General features: G+C 70.3%; 18 protein-coding genes. 16 read left to right on the forward strand and 2 right to left on the reverse strand.

What is annotated here, in order from left to right; all coding sequences use genetic code 11:
* The first annotated feature begins 132 nt into the window (after positions 1-132).
* The 4 genes from FVQ89_RS08340 to FVQ89_RS08355 are packed head-to-tail and all read left to right on the forward strand — an operon-like array spanning position 133 to position 5,070.
* The gene (locus FVQ89_RS08340; RefSeq protein WP_187264956.1) at positions 133-1,311 is read left to right on the forward strand and encodes a pyridoxal phosphate-dependent aminotransferase; all 1,179 of its coding nucleotides are present in this window, start codon (positions 133-135) and stop codon (positions 1,309-1,311) included.
* Positions 1,311-2,402 carry an LLM class flavin-dependent oxidoreductase gene (locus FVQ89_RS08345; RefSeq protein ID WP_147901353.1) on the forward strand — a complete coding sequence of 364 codons (1,092 nt, stop codon included), beginning with the start codon at positions 1,311-1,313 and terminating at the stop codon, positions 2,400-2,402. Before FVQ89_RS08340 ends, FVQ89_RS08345 begins: the two co-directional genes overlap by 1 nt.
* The gene (locus FVQ89_RS08350; protein WP_147901354.1) at positions 2,399-3,418 is read left to right on the forward strand and encodes an LLM class flavin-dependent oxidoreductase; all 1,020 of its coding nucleotides are present in this window, start codon (positions 2,399-2,401) and stop codon (positions 3,416-3,418) included. Before FVQ89_RS08345 ends, FVQ89_RS08350 begins: the two co-directional genes overlap by 4 nt.
* Positions 3,415-5,070 (forward strand): DUF885 family protein, encoded by a 1,656-nt coding sequence (locus FVQ89_RS08355; protein WP_187264957.1) that lies wholly within the window; start codon positions 3,415-3,417, stop codon positions 5,068-5,070. The genes FVQ89_RS08350 and FVQ89_RS08355 overlap by 4 nt, the downstream gene beginning before the upstream one ends.
* Positions 5,071-5,073: 3 nt before the next feature.
* Here FVQ89_RS08355 and lexA read toward each other — a convergent pair whose 3' ends face one another.
* Positions 5,074-5,748, reverse strand: coding sequence for a transcriptional repressor LexA (gene lexA / locus FVQ89_RS08360; RefSeq protein WP_147901573.1), 675 nt, complete (start codon positions 5,746-5,748; stop codon positions 5,074-5,076).
* Between the two features lie 275 nt (positions 5,749-6,023).
* Between lexA and FVQ89_RS08365 the strand changes: the two genes are divergently transcribed.
* From FVQ89_RS08365 to FVQ89_RS08390, 6 genes are all read left to right on the forward strand, one after another.
* Positions 6,024-6,380: a LysM peptidoglycan-binding domain-containing protein gene (locus tag FVQ89_RS08365; RefSeq protein ID WP_147901356.1), complete on the forward strand. Its 357-nt coding sequence runs from the start codon at positions 6,024-6,026 to the stop codon at positions 6,378-6,380.
* A gap of 9 nt (positions 6,381-6,389) precedes the next feature.
* Positions 6,390-7,478, forward strand: a complete 1,089-nt coding sequence (locus tag FVQ89_RS08370) for a histidinol-phosphate transaminase (RefSeq protein ID WP_147901357.1) — start codon at positions 6,390-6,392, stop codon at positions 7,476-7,478.
* A 10-nt stretch (positions 7,479-7,488) separates the two neighbouring features.
* Positions 7,489-8,091 carry an imidazoleglycerol-phosphate dehydratase HisB gene (hisB, locus tag FVQ89_RS08375; protein ID WP_147901358.1) on the forward strand — a complete coding sequence of 201 codons (603 nt, stop codon included), beginning with the start codon at positions 7,489-7,491 and terminating at the stop codon, positions 8,089-8,091.
* 1 nt (position 8,092) lies between these two features.
* The gene (gene hisH / locus FVQ89_RS08380) at positions 8,093-8,725 is read left to right on the forward strand and encodes an imidazole glycerol phosphate synthase subunit HisH (protein WP_147901359.1); all 633 of its coding nucleotides are present in this window, start codon (positions 8,093-8,095) and stop codon (positions 8,723-8,725) included.
* A 71-nt stretch (positions 8,726-8,796) separates the two neighbouring features.
* Positions 8,797-9,546, forward strand: coding sequence for a bifunctional 1-(5-phosphoribosyl)-5-((5-phosphoribosylamino)methylideneamino)imidazole-4-carboxamide isomerase/phosphoribosylanthranilate isomerase PriA (gene priA / locus FVQ89_RS08385; protein WP_147901360.1), 750 nt, complete (start codon positions 8,797-8,799; stop codon positions 9,544-9,546).
* A gap of 5 nt (positions 9,547-9,551) precedes the next feature.
* The gene (locus tag FVQ89_RS08390) at positions 9,552-10,304 is read left to right on the forward strand and encodes an SseB family protein (RefSeq protein WP_147901361.1); all 753 of its coding nucleotides are present in this window, start codon (positions 9,552-9,554) and stop codon (positions 10,302-10,304) included.
* A gap of 19 nt (positions 10,305-10,323) precedes the next feature.
* Here the strand turns inward: FVQ89_RS08390 and FVQ89_RS08395 are convergent, their stop codons facing one another.
* On the reverse strand, positions 10,324-10,686 hold the full coding sequence (locus FVQ89_RS08395) for a DUF1844 domain-containing protein (protein WP_255513486.1): 363 nt from the start codon (positions 10,684-10,686) through the stop codon (positions 10,324-10,326).
* Between the two features lie 207 nt (positions 10,687-10,893).
* On the opposite strand from FVQ89_RS08395, the gene infC reads away from it, so the two are divergent.
* The 6 genes from infC to pheT all read left to right on the forward strand — a co-directional run bounded on the left by infC (position 10,894) and on the right by pheT (position 16,603).
* Positions 10,894-11,535, forward strand: coding sequence for a translation initiation factor IF-3 (gene infC / locus FVQ89_RS08400; RefSeq protein ID WP_147901362.1), 642 nt, complete (start codon positions 10,894-10,896; stop codon positions 11,533-11,535).
* A complete protein-coding gene (rpmI, locus tag FVQ89_RS08405) occupies positions 11,535-11,729 on the forward strand; it encodes a 50S ribosomal protein L35 (RefSeq protein ID WP_147901363.1) in 195 nt (64 codons plus the stop codon). The genes infC and rpmI overlap by 1 nt, the downstream gene beginning before the upstream one ends.
* A gap of 34 nt (positions 11,730-11,763) precedes the next feature.
* Positions 11,764-12,150 carry a 50S ribosomal protein L20 gene (rplT, locus tag FVQ89_RS08410; protein WP_147901364.1) on the forward strand — a complete coding sequence of 129 codons (387 nt, stop codon included), beginning with the start codon at positions 11,764-11,766 and terminating at the stop codon, positions 12,148-12,150.
* A 67-nt stretch (positions 12,151-12,217) separates the two neighbouring features.
* Complete coding sequence (locus FVQ89_RS08415) at positions 12,218-13,012, forward strand: RNA methyltransferase (RefSeq protein ID WP_147901365.1); 795 nt, start codon at positions 12,218-12,220, stop codon at positions 13,010-13,012.
* A gap of 67 nt (positions 13,013-13,079) precedes the next feature.
* Entirely contained in the window at positions 13,080-14,120 is a 1,041-nt protein-coding gene (pheS, locus tag FVQ89_RS08420; RefSeq protein WP_147901366.1) for a phenylalanine--tRNA ligase subunit alpha, read from the forward strand.
* Positions 14,120-16,603, forward strand: coding sequence for a phenylalanine--tRNA ligase subunit beta (gene pheT, locus FVQ89_RS08425; RefSeq protein ID WP_147901367.1), 2,484 nt, complete (start codon positions 14,120-14,122; stop codon positions 16,601-16,603). The genes pheS and pheT overlap by 1 nt, the downstream gene beginning before the upstream one ends.
* Positions 16,604-16,612 lie beyond the last annotated feature (9 nt).

Raw genomic sequence — 16,612 nt, forward strand, 5'->3', positions numbered from 1 at the left:
AATCAGATTCTTGGGGTCGAAACTTACCGTTAGCACGATGCGAACAGCTTTGTAACTTACAGACAGCTCGAAATCGTCCCTTTCGAGCGTACAGTTGATTCGACCACCCGGCCACCGCCAATGAAGGACGCCATGCCCTCTCCCGCAGCCGTCACGACGACGTTGCCGCACTCCGGGATCCGCGAGATCGTCGACCTGGCGCTGTCGCTCGACACCCCCCTCGTGCGGCTCGAGATCGGCGAACCCGACTTCCCGACACCCGCGAACATCGTCGAGGCTGCGGCGGCCGCTGGCCGACGGGGCGCGTCGTACGTGCAGGCGTCGGGCATCCCGCCGCTGCGCGGCGCGCTCGCCGAGGCGCTCGGGCGCCGGTACGACCTCGACGTCCCCTCGTCCCGGGTCCTCGTGAGCCACGGAGCGGTCCACGCCCTCGACTCGGTGCTGCGCGCCGTCGTGGCCCCCGGCGACGCGGTCATGATCCCCGATCCCGCCTGGCCGAACTACGAGATGCAGGCACGGCTGTTGGGTGCCGAGGTCGTGCATTACCCGATGCCGGCCGAACGCGGATACCTTCCCGACGCGGACGAGATCCGCGCTCTGGTCACCCCGCGCACGCGAGCGATCGTGCTCAACTCGCCGAGCAATCCGACGGGGGCGCTCCTGCCGCGTCACCTCGTCGAAGAGATCCTGCGGATCGCTGTTGAGCACGACATCCTCGTCGTGAGCGACGAGGTCTACGACGAGATCGTGTTCGATGGTGCACCGGTGTGCGCCGCCTCGATCGCACCCGATCACGCCGTCTCGGTCTTCAGCTTCTCGAAGACCTACGCCATGACGGGTTGGCGGGTGGGTTACGCCCTCGTTCCCGAGTGGCTCGCCGACCCGCTCACCCGCGTGCTCGAGTCGTCGATCTCGTGTCTCTCGAGCGTCAACCAGGCGGCCGCCCTCGAGGCGATCACCGGCGACCAGTCGGCGGTGGCGCGGATGCGGGAGGCCTACCGTGCGCGCCGCGACCTCGCTGTCGGCATGCTCACCGAGGCGGGCTTCGACCTCGTCACGCCGCGAGGGGCCTTCTACCTCATGGTTCCGCTGGCCGACGGCGCGGATTCCCGCGCCGCTGCCCTCGACCTCGTCACACGCGGGCTGTCCACGGCGCCCGGCAGCGCGTTCGGCCAGGGAGCCCCGCACGCACTGCGGCTCTCACTCGCCGCGTCGGAGGAGTCGATCCGAACAGGAGTCGGCACCCTTATCGCGTGGCATCGTGAGACCGCGGGAGGTCTCGCCCTCGAGGCGGAGACGGTCCGCCGCTGATGGCGATCGAGCTCGGCCTCGGGGTGTTCACGGGGGAGTGGCATCCGGGAACGGGCCTCGACCACGGCGCGACTCTTCGCGAGTCGATCGCCCAGGTGCGGTATGCCGAGCAGGTCGGTCTCGACAGCGTCTGGGTGAGCGAGCACCACTTCCACGAGGCGCAGTTCGTGGGATCGCTCGCCGCCTACTGCGGCGCGATGGTACAGGCGACCGAGCGGATCACGGTGGGCTACGGTCTCGCGCTCGCGCCGCTCCACGATCCGATCCGTATGGCGGAGGACGCCGCCTTCCTCGACCAGCTCTCGGACGGCCGCTTCGTGCTGGGGCTCGGCCTCGGCTACAGGGAGGTGGAGTACGCGGGATTCGAGACGACCCGTTCCGCCCGGGTCGGTCGCACCGAGGAGCTCATCGCGATCTGCCGGCAGGCGTGGACGGGCGAGCCACTCGCGCACGAGGGACGCCACTTCACCCGCACGGGACTCGTCGTGAGCCCGCAGCCCGCCACCCCCGGCGGCCCGCCCATCATGCTCGGCGGGCACCACCCCCGCGCCGTCGACCGCGCGGCGCGCCTCGCGGACCGGTTCTGCATGGACGCCGGCACGGACTCGGAGGCCTACGAGGCGGGCGACGGTCGCAATCGCGGGCTCGTCGGCCGTGTCGAGACGATGCTCGCGCGCTACCGTGACGCGCTCGCACGTCATGGGCGCGACGTGGAGGCACCCGCGTTCTCGCTCAATGTGGGCGGGTTCCTCCACCCGGACGGTCCTGATGCCGCGTGGGAGGCGATCGAGGAGGCGTACCTCATGACGCGCCGCGTCTACGGCGACTGGTACGGCCTCGACCCGTCCGAGTACGCGCACTGGCGTCCCGGCATGCTCGACGCGGACGAGCTGGCGCAGCGCCGCTCCGAGCTCTTGCTCGGTTCGGTCGACGACGTCCTCCCCGTGCTCGAGGAAGTCGCCGACATCGTCGGTGAGAACCTGCACGTCATGTTTCGCTCGAAGTACCCTCTCGTCGACGACGCCCTCACGCGCGCCTCGATCGATCAGCTCGGAGAGGTGCGACGGCGACTGATCGGAGAGCCCGCATGACCCGCACCCGTATCAGCCTCCGGATCAACAACGATCGGCCCGCGGGCGAGCTCATCGAGCTCGCGCGCACGGCGGAGCAGGCGGGGATCGACCAGCTGTGGGTTTCGAACGACCTGATGCTGCAGTCCGCGCCCGCCATCCTCGGCGCGCTCACGCAGCACACCTCGCGCATCGGTCTCGGTATCGGCATCATGAATCCGTACTCGGTGCATCCGAGCGAGCTCGCGATGACCGCGGCGACGCTCCAAGAGCTCTCGGGTGGGCGATTCCTGCTCGGCCTCGGCGCCGGGTCGGGCGAGTTCCTCGAGTGGATCGGCATCGCGCAGCCGACCCCCCTCACGACCACCCGCGAGGCGCTGCGGGCGATCCGCGCCCTTCTCGCGGGGGAACGCCCCGTTGACGTCCCGGGGGCCGGTCCGGGTTGGAACGCCGACGCCGTGCTCCGTGTGCCGCGCCCCGAGATCCCCGTCCCCCTCTACATCGGGGCGATGAGTCCGCGGATGCTCGCCTTCGCGGGCGCGGAGGCCGACGGCGTGCTGGCATTGCACCTCCCGCCCGAGCACCTGCTCGTCGCGAGTGCCCATGTGGAGCGCGGCGCACGCGAAGCTGGGCGCGATCCGGGCGCCCTCGACCTGCCCGCATGCGTCTGGCTCTCGCTCGACGAGGACCAGGAGGCGGCGGATCGCGCCCTCGCGCTCAAGCTCGCCTACTACGGCACCGCGTTCTCGCCCTTCCTCCTCGCGACCGCCGGCCTCGAGCCCTCGGACTTCGCGCCCGCCGAGAGAGCGATCCGCGCGGGCGACGAGGATGCCGCGGTCGCCGCCATCACGCCGCAGATGCTCCGCATGGGCATCTCGGGCTCGCCGGACGTCGTCGTCGAGCGATGCCGCGAGCTGCTCGCCCAAGGCGTGCGTCATCTGAGCTTCGGCCCGCCCCTCGGGCCCGATCCCGTCCGCACCGTCGAATTGCTCGGCGAGGCGGTCGTGCCCCGCATCCGCGAAGGAGAGACCGCATGAGCATCGCCGACGAAATCGCAGCCTTCGGCGCCGAGGTGACCGAGGCCACGGGTCGACTGGCCTTCCACACGGGCGACGACATCCCCCGCGTGCCCCACGACCCGCAGTGGGTACCGGAGTTCACGCCCGCGTCCGTCGAGGCGCGCGTCGCCGAGCTGCGGGCGCTGCGCGAGCGCTGGCTGGCGATCGACGTCTCGGGGGCCGAGGTGTGGGTGCAGGTCGATTACCGTCTCCTCGGCTCGATGATCCACCGTGCCCTCTGGGACCTCGAGGTCACGCGCAACTGGGAGCACAACGCCGTCTTCCTCGTCGGTCAGATCCTCGGACCGTGGTACGACCTCCTCCTGCCCCTGCCTCCGTTCGCTCCGGAGCGTCAGCGGGCTCTCGTCGACATCATGCGCGGCATGCCCGACCGCGTCGCTCTCGCACAGCAGAACATCGCTCGAGCGGGTACGACCGATCTGGCGCTCAGCGCGGCGGAGATGCTCGAGGGCATCGACGGGCGCCTCGTCGCCGCACTGGACGCGCTTGGCGAGCACCTGGATCCGGCGGCGCACGCCGAGCTGGCGGAGGCCGTGCCGGCGACGGCGGGCGCGCTCGAGGCCTTCCGCGCCCGCCTCCTCGCGGATGCGCCGAGCATGGCCGCGGTCGAGCCGGTCGGGCGTGAGCGCTTCGTCTGGTTCCTGCGCAACGTCGCGCTCATCCCCGATGAGCCGGAGGACCTGGTGCGGGCGGCCGAGCACGATCTGCACCGTGCGGTCGTGGCGGAGCGCCTCACCCGCAATCGTTACCGCGACGTGCCCCCGGCGCCGCTCGCCGCGTCTCTCGAGGCGCAGCTGGAGCTGCAGCACCGCCAGGAGGCCGAGGTACGTGAGTTCCTCGAGACGGAGGGGCTGCTGACCCAGCCGGAGAGCCTCCGTCGCTACCACGTGGCCGGGATGCCCCGGTACGTCGAGGCGCTCCGCATGTTCGGTGTCCCCGACGACCTCACGGACGAGCACCGCCTCGATCAGGACGGCGTCTCCTACACGCCCGCGCCCGAGGAGGGCCTCGCCTACTTCTACGCCGCGAACGCGCGCGACCCGCGACTCGGCATCATCCACGAGGGGGCGCACTACAAGCAGCTCGCCCTGTCGTGGGCGAACCCGGATGCGATTCGCCGTCGCTACATCGATTCGAGCGCGAACGAGGGCATCGCGCACTACACGGAGGAGCTCACCCTCCTCGCCGGGCTCTTCGACGACGCACCGCACTCTCAGACGGTCGTGCACAACTTCATGCGTCTGCGCGCGCTACGGGTGATCGCGGATGTGAACCTCGCCACGGGAGTGTTCACGCTGGAGCAGGCGGTCGACCACTTCGTGCGACGCGTGCCGATGGATCACCGGACCGCTGCTGAAGAGAGCGCGATGTACCTCGCGACACCGGGCCTCGCGATGTCGTACCACGTCGGGAAGCAGCAGCTTCTGGCGCTCGTCTCCGACGCGATCGTGGAGCGCGGCGACGACTTCTCGTTCCGCGAGCTGCACGATGCGGTGTTCCGCAACGGCAACGTGCCGTTCGCACTGCTTCGCTGGGAACTGCTCGGCGACCGCTCGGCTCTCGATGCTCTCGACGCCGATCAGACTCCGGAGCCCTGGCCCGCGGCCTGAGGCTCAGACGGAGCGCAGAACCGCGACGACCTTGCCGAGGACCTCGGCGGAGTCGCCGAGGATGGGCTCGAAGGCGGTGTTGCGCGGGAGCAGCCAGGTGTGCCCGTCGCGCTGACGGAAGACCTTGACGGTCGCCTCGCCGTCGAGCATCGCCGCGACGATCTCGCCGTTCTCGGCCGTGCGCTGCTCGCGTACGACCACCCAGTCGCCGTCGCAGATCGCGGCGTCGATCATCGAGTCGCCCGAGACCTTGAGCATGAACAGCTCGCCCTTGCCGACGAGCTGCCGGGGAAGCGGGAAGATCTCTTCGACCTGCTGCTCGGCGGTGATGGGCACGCCTGCTGCGATGCGACCGACGAGCGGGACCATTGCGGCGTCTCCGACAGGAGAACCCCCGCCCTCCTCGCTCGCGCCCGGCACATCGATGAGCACCTCGAGCGCACGCGGACGATTGGGGTCGCGGCGCAGGTACCCCGCCAGCTCGAGCTGGTTGAGCTGGTGGGTCACGCTCGACAGCGATGCGAGCCCGACGGCGTCGCCGATCTCGCGCATGCTCGGCGGATAGCCCCGCGTCGAGACGGAGCGCTGGATGACCTCGAGGATCGCGAGCTGCTTGTCGCTGAGGCTCTTGCGTCGCCGCGTCGCCGCGCGCTCCTCGAGGGGCTCGATGTCGCTCATGTCGTCTCCCGGATCGGTCGCGGGGATGCGATGTCGGTGGTTCGTGATCGGATGCATCCCGTCGATCGAAACTGTATCCGCTACGGGGGGTGCGGGCAAACATCCGTTCGAGTGTGTCGCGCGATCGGATCGCCGGGTTTCCGGGGATTTCCGCAAAAACGGGGCAGTCACTTGAACAGATGTTCGATCGAAGATATATTCGGAACACAGCTTCGCATCCGGCCTCCCGGCCGAGGCCGGATGCGGCGGCTGTCCACCACCAGCAGGAGGCAACCATGAGCACCATCGCCCTCGGTACCGCACCTCGCGCACAGCAGCGCCCCTCGCGCCTGCGGATCACTCGCCGCGGCCGCGTGGTCCTCGGCGCGCTCTTGGCGACGCCGATCGCCATCGCGCTCGCTCTCTCTGCTGGCAACGGCGCGCCCGCAGAGGCCGGGTCCACAGCGGCCACGGCGTCGTTCGACTACATCACGGTCGCCGCGGGGGAGTCCCTGTGGGATCTCGCCGCGTGGATCGCCCCTGAGGCCGATCCGCGCGAGGTCGTCACCGCTCTCGTCGAGCTCAACCAGCTGGGTTCGAGTGAGCTGCAGCCGGGCCAGCGGCTCGCGATCCCCGCCGCCTACGCTCACTAGAATCGGCGGGTGACCCGCCTCTCCGATCTCCCGATTCGCGACGATCTGCGGGGTCTCACCCCGTACGGCGCGCCGCAGAAGCACGTGCGGTACGCGCTCAACGTCAACGAGAACACGCATCCGATCCCGGAGGACGTCGCGCGCGACATCGTCGAGTCGCTCGCGCACGCGGTGCTCACCGCGAACCGCTACCCGGATCGCGAGTTCACCGAGCTGCGCGACGGGCTGGCCGGCTACCTCGGTCACGGCCTCGTCCGCGACCAGATCTGGGCGGCGAACGGCTCGAACGAGATCATCCAGCAGTTGCTGCAGGCCTTCGGCGGTCCCGGGCGCAGCGCCCTGGGCTTCCCGCCCACCTACTCGATGCACTCGATCATCGCTGCGGGAACCGGCACGCAGTGGATTGCGGCGGAGCGCGACGCCGACTACGAGATCAGCCCCGAGACGTTGGTCCGGGCGATCGAGGCGCACGATCCTGATCTCGTCTTTCTGTGCGCACCGAACAACCCCACGGGCACCCCGTTGTCGCTCGAGACGATCGAGGCGGCCTACGATGCCGCCCGGGGCATCGTGTTCGTCGACGAGGCGTACGCCGAGTTCATGCCTGCCGATCAGCCGAGTGCGCTCACGCTGCTGCCCGGCCGGGAGCGTCTCGTCATCTCCCGCACGATGAGCAAGGCCTTCGCGTTCGCCGGAGTCCGTCTCGGCTACCTGGCCGCCGACCCGGCACTGGTGGACGCCCTGCGGCTCGTGCGGCTCCCGTACCACCTCTCCGCGCTTACCCAGGCGGCCGCGGTGGCGGCGCTGCGGCACGCGCCGGCGATGCTCGCCATGGTCGACGACATCGCCCGGCAGCGCGACCGGATGATCGCGGAGCTGCCTGCACTCGGATATCGCGCCTGGCCCAGCCAGGCGAACTTCGTGCTCTTCGATGGGCTCGCAGACCCGCACGGCACCTTCGAGGCGCTCCTCGAGCGCGACATCCTGATCCGCGATGTCGGCATCCCGCACGCCTTGCGGGTGACCGCCGGTACCGAAGACGAGACGACAGCGTTCCTCGCCGCCCTCGCCGAGGTCGGCCGCCCGCTCGGTCAGTAGAGTGGAGCCCATGACCCACCGCACCGCGCGCCTGAGCCGCCGGACGAGCGAGTCGAACATCGAGCTGACGCTCGACCTCGACGGCTCGGGCGTATCCGACATCCAGACGACGGTGCCGTTCTTCGACCACCTGCTCACCGCCTTCGCGAAGCACGCGCTGGTCGACCTCACGGTCCGCGCCGAGGGCGACACCGACATCGACGTCCACCACACGGTCGAGGACACCGGCATCGTGCTCGGCACCGCGATCAAGGAGGCCCTCGGCGACAAGGCGGGGATCGGACGCTTCGGCGACGCCCTCGTGCCGCTCGACGACGCGCTCGCGCAGGCCGTGGTCGACGTCTCCGGGCGCCCGTACCTCGTGCACTCCGGCGAGCCCGCCGGATTCGAGTTCCACCTGATCGGCGGGCACTTCACGGGTTCCATGGTGCGCCACGTCTTCGAGGCGATCGCCTTCAACGCGGGTCTCACCGTTCACCTCACCCTGCTCGCCGGGCGCGACCCGCACCACATCGCCGAGGCCGAGTTCAAGGCGTTCGCCCGCGCCTTCCGCCAGGCCGTCGCGCGCGATGAGCGCGTGTCGGGCGTGCCGTCCACGAAGGGTGCGCTCTGAGATGACCGCACCTTCCGTCGTCGTGCTCGACTACGGATCGGGCAACGTGCACTCGGCGGCCAAGGCGCTCGAGCACGCCGGTGCCCGCGTCGAGCTGACCGCCGACCGTGATCGTGTGATGGCGGCCGACGGCTTGCTCGTGCCCGGCGTCGGCGCCTTCGCGGCAGTCATGTCGGCCCTCCAGTCCGTCCGCGGGGGCGAGCTCATCGAGCGCCGTCTCGCAGGGGGGCGCAAGGTGCTGGGCATCTGCGTCGGCATGCAGGTGATGTTCGAGCGCGGTGTCGAACGCGGAGCCGACACGGAGGGCCTCGGCGAGTGGCCGGGCGTCATCGAGCAGCTCGATGCCGACGTGCTCCCGCACATGGGCTGGAACGCCGTCACTCCGCCCGATGACTCGGCTCTCTTCGCAGGCCTCGCCGACGAGCGGTTCTACTTCGTGCATTCCTATGCCGCCCGCAGCTGGACCCTCGAGGGCACCGCGCGGATCGCGCATCCGCGGGTCACATGGGCGCATCACGGCGAGCAGTTCGTCGCGGCGGTCGAGAACGGCCCCCTCTCTGCCACCCAGTTCCACCCGGAGAAATCGGGGGAGGCCGGCATCCGGCTCCTCGGCAACTGGCTGGCGACCCTGTAGATCCTCCAGAAACCCGCTGGGCTAGGATCTGAACTTCGTGTGCGGGGGTGCGCCCCGCAGAAAGACCCGAGATGACCGAGTTCGCAACGTCCCCCGCTCTCACGCTCCTTCCGGCGATCGACGTCGCCGAGGGGAAGGCGGTCCGCCTCACCCAGGGCGAGGCCGGCACCGAGACGAGCTTCGGGGATCCGGTCGATGCCGCCCACGAGTGGGCCGAGACCGGGGCGGAGTGGATCCACCTCGTCGACCTCGACGCCGCCTTCGGTCGCGGCAACAACCGCGGGACCATCAAGAAGGTCATCAAGAACACCCCGCGCCGCGTGAACATCGAGCTCTCGGGCGGTATCCGCGACGACGAGAGCCTGGAGGCCGCGCTCGCGACGGGTGCGAAGCGCATCAATCTCGGCACCGCGGCACTCGAGAACCCCGAGTGGGCGGCGCACGTGATCGCGGAGTACGGCGAGGCGATCGCCGTCGGACTCGATGTGCGCGGCACGACCCTCGCCGCCCGCGGCTGGACGAAGGAGGGCGGCGACCTCTGGAGCGTGCTGGGCCGCCTCGAGTCGGCCGGATGCGCCAGGTACGTCGTGACCGACGTCACCAAGGACGGCACCTTGAAGGGCCCGAACCTCGACCTGCTGCGCGAGGTGATGACCCGCACGCCGAAGCCCGTGATCGCATCCGGCGGGGTTGCGACCCTCGACGACATCGCCGCGCTGCGCGAGCTCGTGCCGCTCGGTCTCGAAGGGGCGATCGTCGGCAAGGCCCTCTACACGGGTGCGTTCACCCTCGCAGAGGCCATCGACGTCGCGAGCGACTGATCGCCATGGAGCTGCCGCACGCGGACAGTGCGGGGATCCCGTTCGCGGGGCGCCGCTTCCACGACAACGCGGCGGCCGGTGACGACGGTTCCGCGCCTGAGGCCGTCCTCGACGCCATCCGGCGCATGCGCTCCGGCGAGACGGGGATCGCGGAGGTCGTCGCCGCGCTGCACGCCGAGCGCGTGCTCGTGCCGCTCGTCGCGGTGGCGGGGGATGAGGGCATCGGCCCGCACGGTCAGCGCGTCGACAAGACCCAGGAGCTCTCGATCGTGACGGTCGCGGGGCCGGACGGCCGCGTGGTGTTGCCGGTCTTCTCGTCGGTCGACGCGATGCGGGTCTGGGACCCGTCCGCGCGTCCGATCCCGATCCAGGCGTCGCGCGTCGCGCTCGCGGCGGCGGCCGAGGCGACCCCGCTCATCGTGCTCGACCCCGGATCCGATACTCAGACCGTCGTGCGGCGTCCCGCGTTCCGGGCGCTCGCGACGGGGGAGTCGTGGACGCCCGCCTACGAGGATCCGCAGGTCGGCGCGGCGTTCGGGGCGTCGATCGCAGCGGAGCCCGCAGTCGAGGCCATCGCGCTCGCGCCCGGCGACCCGGAGTCGCGGTTGACCGGGCCCGAGGTCGTCGTCGTGCTGCGGCTCGCCGCATCGGATGACGAGGAGCGGGCCGCGCTCCTCGGTCGCTTGCAGGCGGCGTGGTCGTCGGATGCGACGATCGCCGAGCGCGTCGACTCGATCGCGATCCGCCTCACCGCCTGAGAGCCCCGCGGGTCGAGGTTCAGCCGACGGGACCGGTGTACTTCTCGCCGGGACCCTTGCCGTGCTCGTCGGGGAACGGCGATGCCTCGCGGAACGCCAGCTGCACCGTGCGCAGGCCGTCGCGCAGCGCACGCGCGTGGTGATCGCCGAGGCTCGGTGCCGACGCCGTCACGAGACCCGCGAGAGCGTCGATGAGTTTGCGCGCCTCGTCGAGATCGGTCTGGCTCTCCGGGTCGTCCGCGAGACCCACCTTGACGGCCGCGGCGCTCATCAGGTGCACGGCCACCGTATTGATCACCTCGACCGCGGGGACCTCGGCGATGTCGCGGATCTCGTCGTCGACATCCCCCGGTTCGGGGGCGGGCACGGCATCTGGGCTCACGGGTTGTTCCTCTGCTATCCTTATGCGGGCTCCGGGGCCATCTCCCCGGACACGCAAGTGGAGCAATCCCACCCGCCGGCCGCTTCTTCAGGCTATCGGGTCAGAGTTGGCAACCGAGTTCCGAACGGATCTCGGTGGCGCACTCCGCCGGCTGAGAGCCGGTTGCACGGGTGCGGTATCGCTTCATGCGCGTGGAATGAACACCGAATGAAGGAGACCCGCATCAGCGATCCCAGAACCAACGACCGAATCCGCGTCCCCGAGGTCCGCCTCGTGGGTCCTGGCGGAGAGCAGGTCGGCGTCGTCCGCATCGAGGACGCCCTGCGCCTGGCGCAGGAGGCTGATCTGGATCTGGTCGAGGTGGCGCCGAACTCCAAGCCTCCCGTGGTGAAGATCATGGATTACGGCAAGTTCAAGTACGAACAGGCCCAGAAGCTCAAGGAGGCTCGGCGTAATCAGGCGAACACCATCCTCAAGGAGGTGCGGTTCCGCCTGAAGATCGACAAGCACGACTACGAGACCAAGCGCAAGCGCGCGGAGGGATTCCTCCAGGCCGGGGACAAGGTGAAGGCCATGATCCTGTTCCGCGGTCGTGAGCAGTCCCGCCCCGAGCAGGGCGTGCGTCTTCTCCAGCGCTTCGCGGAGGATGTCGCCGAGTTCGGAACCGTCGAGTCCACCCCGACGATCGACGGTCGCAACATGGTCATGATCATCGGCCCGCTGAAGAACAAGGCGGATGCCAAGGCGGAGCAGAACGCCAAGCGCGCGGCCAACAGGACGCGCCCCGAGAGCCAGGCGGACGAGTCCGCCGACGATGCGGCAGCTGCCGTCAAGACAGAGGAAGAGTAATGCCCAAGCAGAAGACGCACTCCGGTGCGAAGAAGCGCTTCAAGATCACCGGAAGCGGCAAGGTCAAGAAGCAGGGCGCGGGTATGCGCCACAACTTCGAGCACAAGTCGTCGCGCGTGACGCGTCGTCTCAACCAGGACGTGATCCTGGCTCCGCAGGACGCCAAGGTCATCAAGGGACTGCTGGGCAAGTAAGCCCCGGCCCCGGAATACAGAAGGACTCAAGAAGATGGCACGTGTCAAGAGGGCGGTCAACGCCGCCAAGAAGCGTCGCACCACGCTCGAGCGCGCCGAGGGCTACCGCGGCCAGCGCTCGCGTCTCTACCGCAAGGCGAAGGAGCAGGTCACCCACTCGCTCGTCTACGCCTACCGCGACCGTCATGCGAAGAAGGGCGAGTTCCGTCGCCTGTGGATCCAGCGCATCAACGCTGCGGCCCGCGCGAACGGCATCACCTACAACCGCCTGATCCAGGGCCTCGGCCTCGCGGGCATCGAGGTGGACCGTCGAATCCTCGCGGAACTCGCGGTGAACGAACCGGCGACCTTCACCGGTCTCGTGGAGGCGGCGAAGGCCGCGCTCCCGAAGGACGTGAACGCTCCGAAGAACGCGGCGTAACCCGCTGTTCACCGACGACGGTGCGCGCCTCCCGGTGCGCACCGTCGTCGTTTTCTACGATCGGAATGTGATCGACAATCCCCGCTCGCCGCGCGTGCGCGCCGTGGCGAAGCTCGCCAAGCGCTCGGCCCGCGAGGAGACCGGGCTCTTCCTCGTGGAGGGGCCGCAGGCACTCCGCGAGGCGCTGGCATTCCACCCCGAGCTCATCGTCGACGTCTTCGCCACGCGAGGCGCTTTCGACCGGCATCCCGAGATCGGTCGGGCTCTCTCCCGCGCGGGACTCGAGGCCGAGGACGTCACCGACAGCGTGCTCTCCGCGATGGCCGACACCGTCACGCCGCAGGGTGTCGTCGCGGTGTGCCGTCGCTTCCCCGTGTCGGTGGAGCAACTGCTCTCCGGAGGTGCGCGGCTCGTCGCGATCCTCGAGGAGGTGCGCGATCCGGGAAATGCGGGCACGATCATCCGCGCCGCTGATGCCGCGGGTGCGGACGGCGTGATCCTCACCGGCCGCAGCGTCGACGCCTACAACCCCAAGGTCGTCCGCTCGACGACAGGGTCGATCTTCCACCTGCCTCTCGCGCAGGGTGGGGAGCTGTCGGATGCGCTCGATGCGGTCCGCGCCGCCGGGATGCGCGTTCTCGCCGCAGACATCTCCGGCGAGGAGCTGCCGGGCCTTCGCGACGAGCTCTCCGCTCCCACGGCGTGGCTGTTCGGCAACGAGGCGCACGGCCTGAGCGACGAGACCCTCGCGCTCGCGGATCGCGCCGTGCGCGTGCCGATCTACGGGCACGCGGAGTCGATGAACCTCGCCACCGCCGCGTCGGTCTGCCTCTACCAGTCGGCGTTCGCCCAGCGGGGCTGATCGGCGGGCACGGGGGAGCCCTCGAGGTGACCGGCGGCCGTGCCCCGCGCCGATAGACTCGATCCTCGTGTCGACCCCTAGCCCCATCACCGAGGAGGCCGTCGCGCGCGCCGTCGAGTCGGCTCTCGCCGCGATCGGCGCGGTGAGCGATTCCGCGAGTCTCAAGGCCGCCCGCAGTGCCCACGCCGGTGAGGCGTCCGCGCTCGCCCAGTTCAACGCGCAGATCCGCGACCTCCCCGGCGATCAGAAGGCGGCCGCGGGCAAGCTCGTCGGCCAGGCGCGTGCCCGGGTGAACCAGGCGGTCGCCGAGGCGGAGGAGCGCATCCTCGTCGCCGAGGAGCAGGCCCGGCTCGAGGCGGAGGCGGTGGACGTCACGGCGCTGCCGTCGCGCTGGAACCGCGGCGCCCGGCATCCGCTCTCGCTCCTCATGGAGGAGATGAGCGACCTCTTCGTGGCGATGGGCTGGGAGATCGGCGAGGGTCCCGAACTCGAGCATGAGTGGTTCAACTTCGACGCCCTCAACTTCGACGAGGACCACCCCGCCCGCGCCCTGCAGGACACCTTCTTCGTGGAGCCCGCCGAGCGCCACCTCGTGATGCGCACGCACACGAGCCCCGTGCAGATCCGCTCGCTCCTGTCCCGCCCGCTTCCGGTCTACGTCGCGGCTGTGGGGCGGGTGTACCGCACCGACGAGCTCGACGCGACGCACACCCCGGTCTTCCACCAGATCGAGGGCATCGCGATCGACAAGGGCCTCACGATGGCACACCTGCGCGGAACCCTCGAGCACCTCGCGCGCGCGATGTTCGGCGAGGGCGCCCAGATCCGCCTGCGTCCCAACTACTTCCCGTTCACCGAGCCCTCGGCCGAGATGGACGTCTGGCAGCCGAACGCGAAGGGCGGTGCTCGCTGGGTCGAGTGGGGCGGATGCGGCATGGTGAACCCGAATGTCCTGCGATCGGCGGGCATCGACCCCGACGAGTACCAGGGCTTCGCCTTCGGCATGGGCATCGAGCGCACCCTGCAGTTCCGCAACGACATGAACGACATGCGCGACATGGTCGAGGGCGACGTGCGCTTCTCGCAGCAGTTCGGGATGGTGGTGTGATGCGCGTCCCGATCTCGTGGCTCGGCGAGTGGGTCGATCTCCCTGAGGACGTCACCCTCGAGCACCTGCATGCCGCGCTCGTGAAGGTGGGGCTCGAGGAGGAGGACACCCACGGGTTCGCCCTCACGGGCCCGATCGTCGTCGGGCGCGTCCTCGAGGCGACGCCCGAGCCGCAGTCGAACGGCAAGACCATCAACTGGTGCCAGGTCGACGTCGGCGAGGCGGAGCCGCGCGGCATCGTCTGCGGCGCGCACAACTTCGCGGCAGGCGACAAGGTCGTCGTGACGCTGCCGGGTGCCGTGCTGCCCGGCCCTTTCCCGATCGCGGCGCGGAAGACGTACGGACATGTCTCCGACGGCATGATCGCCTCGGCCCGCGAGCTGGGCCTCGGCGACGAGCACGACGGCATCCTGCGCCTCGCCGATCTCGGCCTCGATCCGGAGGTCGGCGTCGACGCCATCTCGCTGCTCGGCCTCGACGACGCGGCGGTCGAGGTGAACGTCACACCCGACCGCGGGTACGCGTTCTCGATCCGCGGCATCGCGCGTGAGTACTCGCACTCGACGGGCGCGGCGTTCCGCGACCCGGCGGATGCGGTCGAGGTGGGCGCGTTCGCCGGCTTCCCGGTGGTGCTCGACGACCAGGCGCCGATCCGCGGCCGCGAAGGCTGCTCGGTGTTCTCGGCGCGTGTCGTGCGCGGCATCGACGCGACCCGGCCGACGCCTCCGTGGATGTCGTCGAGGCTTCGTCTCGCCGGTATCCGCTCGGTGTCGCTCGCGGTCGACATCACCAACTACGTCATGCTCGAGCTCGGCCAGCCCATCCACGGCTACGACCTCGCCAAGGTCGACCCGGGTGGGCTCGTCGTGCGTCGTGCCCAGCAGGGCGAGAGTCTCGAGACCCTCGACGGCAAGGTGCGCAGCCTCGACCCTGCCGACATGGTCGTCGCCGACGCGACCGGCCCACTGGGCCTCGGCGGCGTCATGGGCGGCGCCTTCAGCGAGCTCTCCACGTCGACCACCGACGTGCTCGTAGAGGCGGCGGTGTGGGATCCGATCTCGATCGCGCGCACGGTGCGCCGTCACAAGCTGCCGAGCGAAGCCGCCAAGCGCTACGAGCGCGGCGTCGACCCGCGGATGTCAACGATCGCCGTCGAGCGCGTCGCCCAGCTCCTCGTCGACCTCGCGGGTGGCACGCGCGACGATGCCGGAGTCGTGATCGATCGGTCCGTGCCGCTCGCAGCCGTCGTCCTTCCGCTCGGCCGCCCCGCCGCGGTCGTCGGCGTGGAGTACTCGCGCGACGAAGTCGTGGACGTGCTGCGCATGATCGGTGCGGAGGTCTCCGTGGACGGGGATCTCGCGACCGTCACCCCGCCGAGCTGGCGCCCGGACCTCGTCGACGACGTCTCGCTCGTGGAGGAGGTCGCGCGCATCACGGGGTACGACCGCATCCCAGCGGAGCTCCCCATCGCACCCGCAGGCCGCGGGCTCACCCGCTCGCAGCTCGCGCGCCGCCGCGTCGCGCAGACGCTCGCCGCCGCGGGGGCGACCGAGGTGCTGTCCTACCCGTTCGTGTCGGATGCCGTCGCCGAGCGCTTCGAGCCCGGTGCCGCCTCCGTGCGCTTGGCGAACGCCCTCGACGCGACCGTGTCGCTCCTGCGCCGCACCCTGCTGCCCGGACTCGTCGACATCGCACACCGCAACCTGTCACGCGGGCTCACCGACCTCGCGCTCGTCGAGATCGGGGCGGTCTTCCGCCCCGAGTCCGGGGTCACGTACGGCACCGACGGCATCCCCGTCGGCGCAGCTCGCCCGGGAGACCAGACCATCGCCGAGCTCAACGCGAGCATCCCGCCGCAGGAGCGGCACGTGGCGGGCCTCTTCCTCGGGGATGCGCTCGCAAAGCAGCCGGGATCCGCGGCGGTTCCCGCGGGCATCGCGGATGCGCTCGACGCGGTGCAGCAGGTCGCGCTCGCCGTCGGGATCGACATCCGCCCCGTGCAGGGCGCTCATCCCGCGCTCCACCCCGGACGCACCGCTGAACTCCGCGTCGGCGACCGCGTCGTGGGCGTCGCGGGTGAGCTGCTGCCGGCGCTCGCGGCCGAGTCCGACCTGCCGCGGGTCGTGGCGGTCTTCGAGCTGGACCTCGATCTGCTCATCGAACTCTCCGTGGGCGAACGCTCCGCGACCCCGATCGGTACGCTTCCCGCCGCCACCCAGGATCTGTCGCTCGTGGTCGCCGCCGACGTGCCGGCCGCAGAGGTCAGGGACGCGATCGTGGCGGGTGCGGGGGAGCTGCTCGAGCACATCCGCCTGGTCGACGACTACCGCGGGCAGGGGGTCGAGGCCGGCACCAAGTCGCTGACCTTCGCGTTGCGCTTCCGCGCGGCCGACCGAACGCTCACCGCCGCCGAGGCGACGGACGCGAAGCTCGCGGGCCTCGCGGTCGCGTCCGAACGCGTCGGCGCGACGCTGCGCGAGTAGCGTCCGTGC

The sequence above is a fragment of the Homoserinibacter sp. GY 40078 genome, assembly GCF_008017545.1.
In the GTDB taxonomy this organism is placed as follows: domain Bacteria; phylum Actinomycetota; class Actinomycetes; order Actinomycetales; family Microbacteriaceae; genus Homoserinibacter.

Bases quoted from the DNA above. Each gene is read 5' to 3' on its own strand.
- FVQ89_RS08340 (WP_187264956.1), top strand. From the start codon at position 133: ATGCCCTCTCCCGCAGCCGTCACGACGACGTTGCCGCACTCCGGGATC.
- FVQ89_RS08345 (WP_147901353.1), top strand. From the start codon at position 1,311: ATGGCGATCGAGCTCGGCCTCGGGGTGTTCACGGGGGAGTGGCATCCG.
- FVQ89_RS08350 (WP_147901354.1), top strand. From the start codon at position 2,399: ATGACCCGCACCCGTATCAGCCTCCGGATCAACAACGATCGGCCCGCG.
- FVQ89_RS08355 (WP_187264957.1), top strand. From the start codon at position 3,415: ATGAGCATCGCCGACGAAATCGCAGCCTTCGGCGCCGAGGTGACCGAG.
- lexA (WP_147901573.1), bottom strand. From the start codon at position 5,748: ATGAGCGACATCGAGCCCCTCGAGGAGCGCGCGGCGACGCGGCGACGC.
- FVQ89_RS08365 (WP_147901356.1), top strand. From the start codon at position 6,024: ATGAGCACCATCGCCCTCGGTACCGCACCTCGCGCACAGCAGCGCCCC.
- hisB (WP_147901358.1), top strand. From the start codon at position 7,489: ATGACCCACCGCACCGCGCGCCTGAGCCGCCGGACGAGCGAGTCGAAC.
- hisH (WP_147901359.1), top strand. From the start codon at position 8,093: ATGACCGCACCTTCCGTCGTCGTGCTCGACTACGGATCGGGCAACGTG.
- priA (WP_147901360.1), top strand. From the start codon at position 8,797: ATGACCGAGTTCGCAACGTCCCCCGCTCTCACGCTCCTTCCGGCGATC.
- FVQ89_RS08390 (WP_147901361.1), top strand. From the start codon at position 9,552: ATGGAGCTGCCGCACGCGGACAGTGCGGGGATCCCGTTCGCGGGGCGC.
- infC (WP_147901362.1), top strand. From the start codon at position 10,894: ATGAAGGAGACCCGCATCAGCGATCCCAGAACCAACGACCGAATCCGC.
- rpmI (WP_147901363.1), top strand. From the start codon at position 11,535: ATGCCCAAGCAGAAGACGCACTCCGGTGCGAAGAAGCGCTTCAAGATC.
- rplT (WP_147901364.1), top strand. From the start codon at position 11,764: ATGGCACGTGTCAAGAGGGCGGTCAACGCCGCCAAGAAGCGTCGCACC.
- pheT (WP_147901367.1), top strand. From the start codon at position 14,120: ATGCGCGTCCCGATCTCGTGGCTCGGCGAGTGGGTCGATCTCCCTGAG.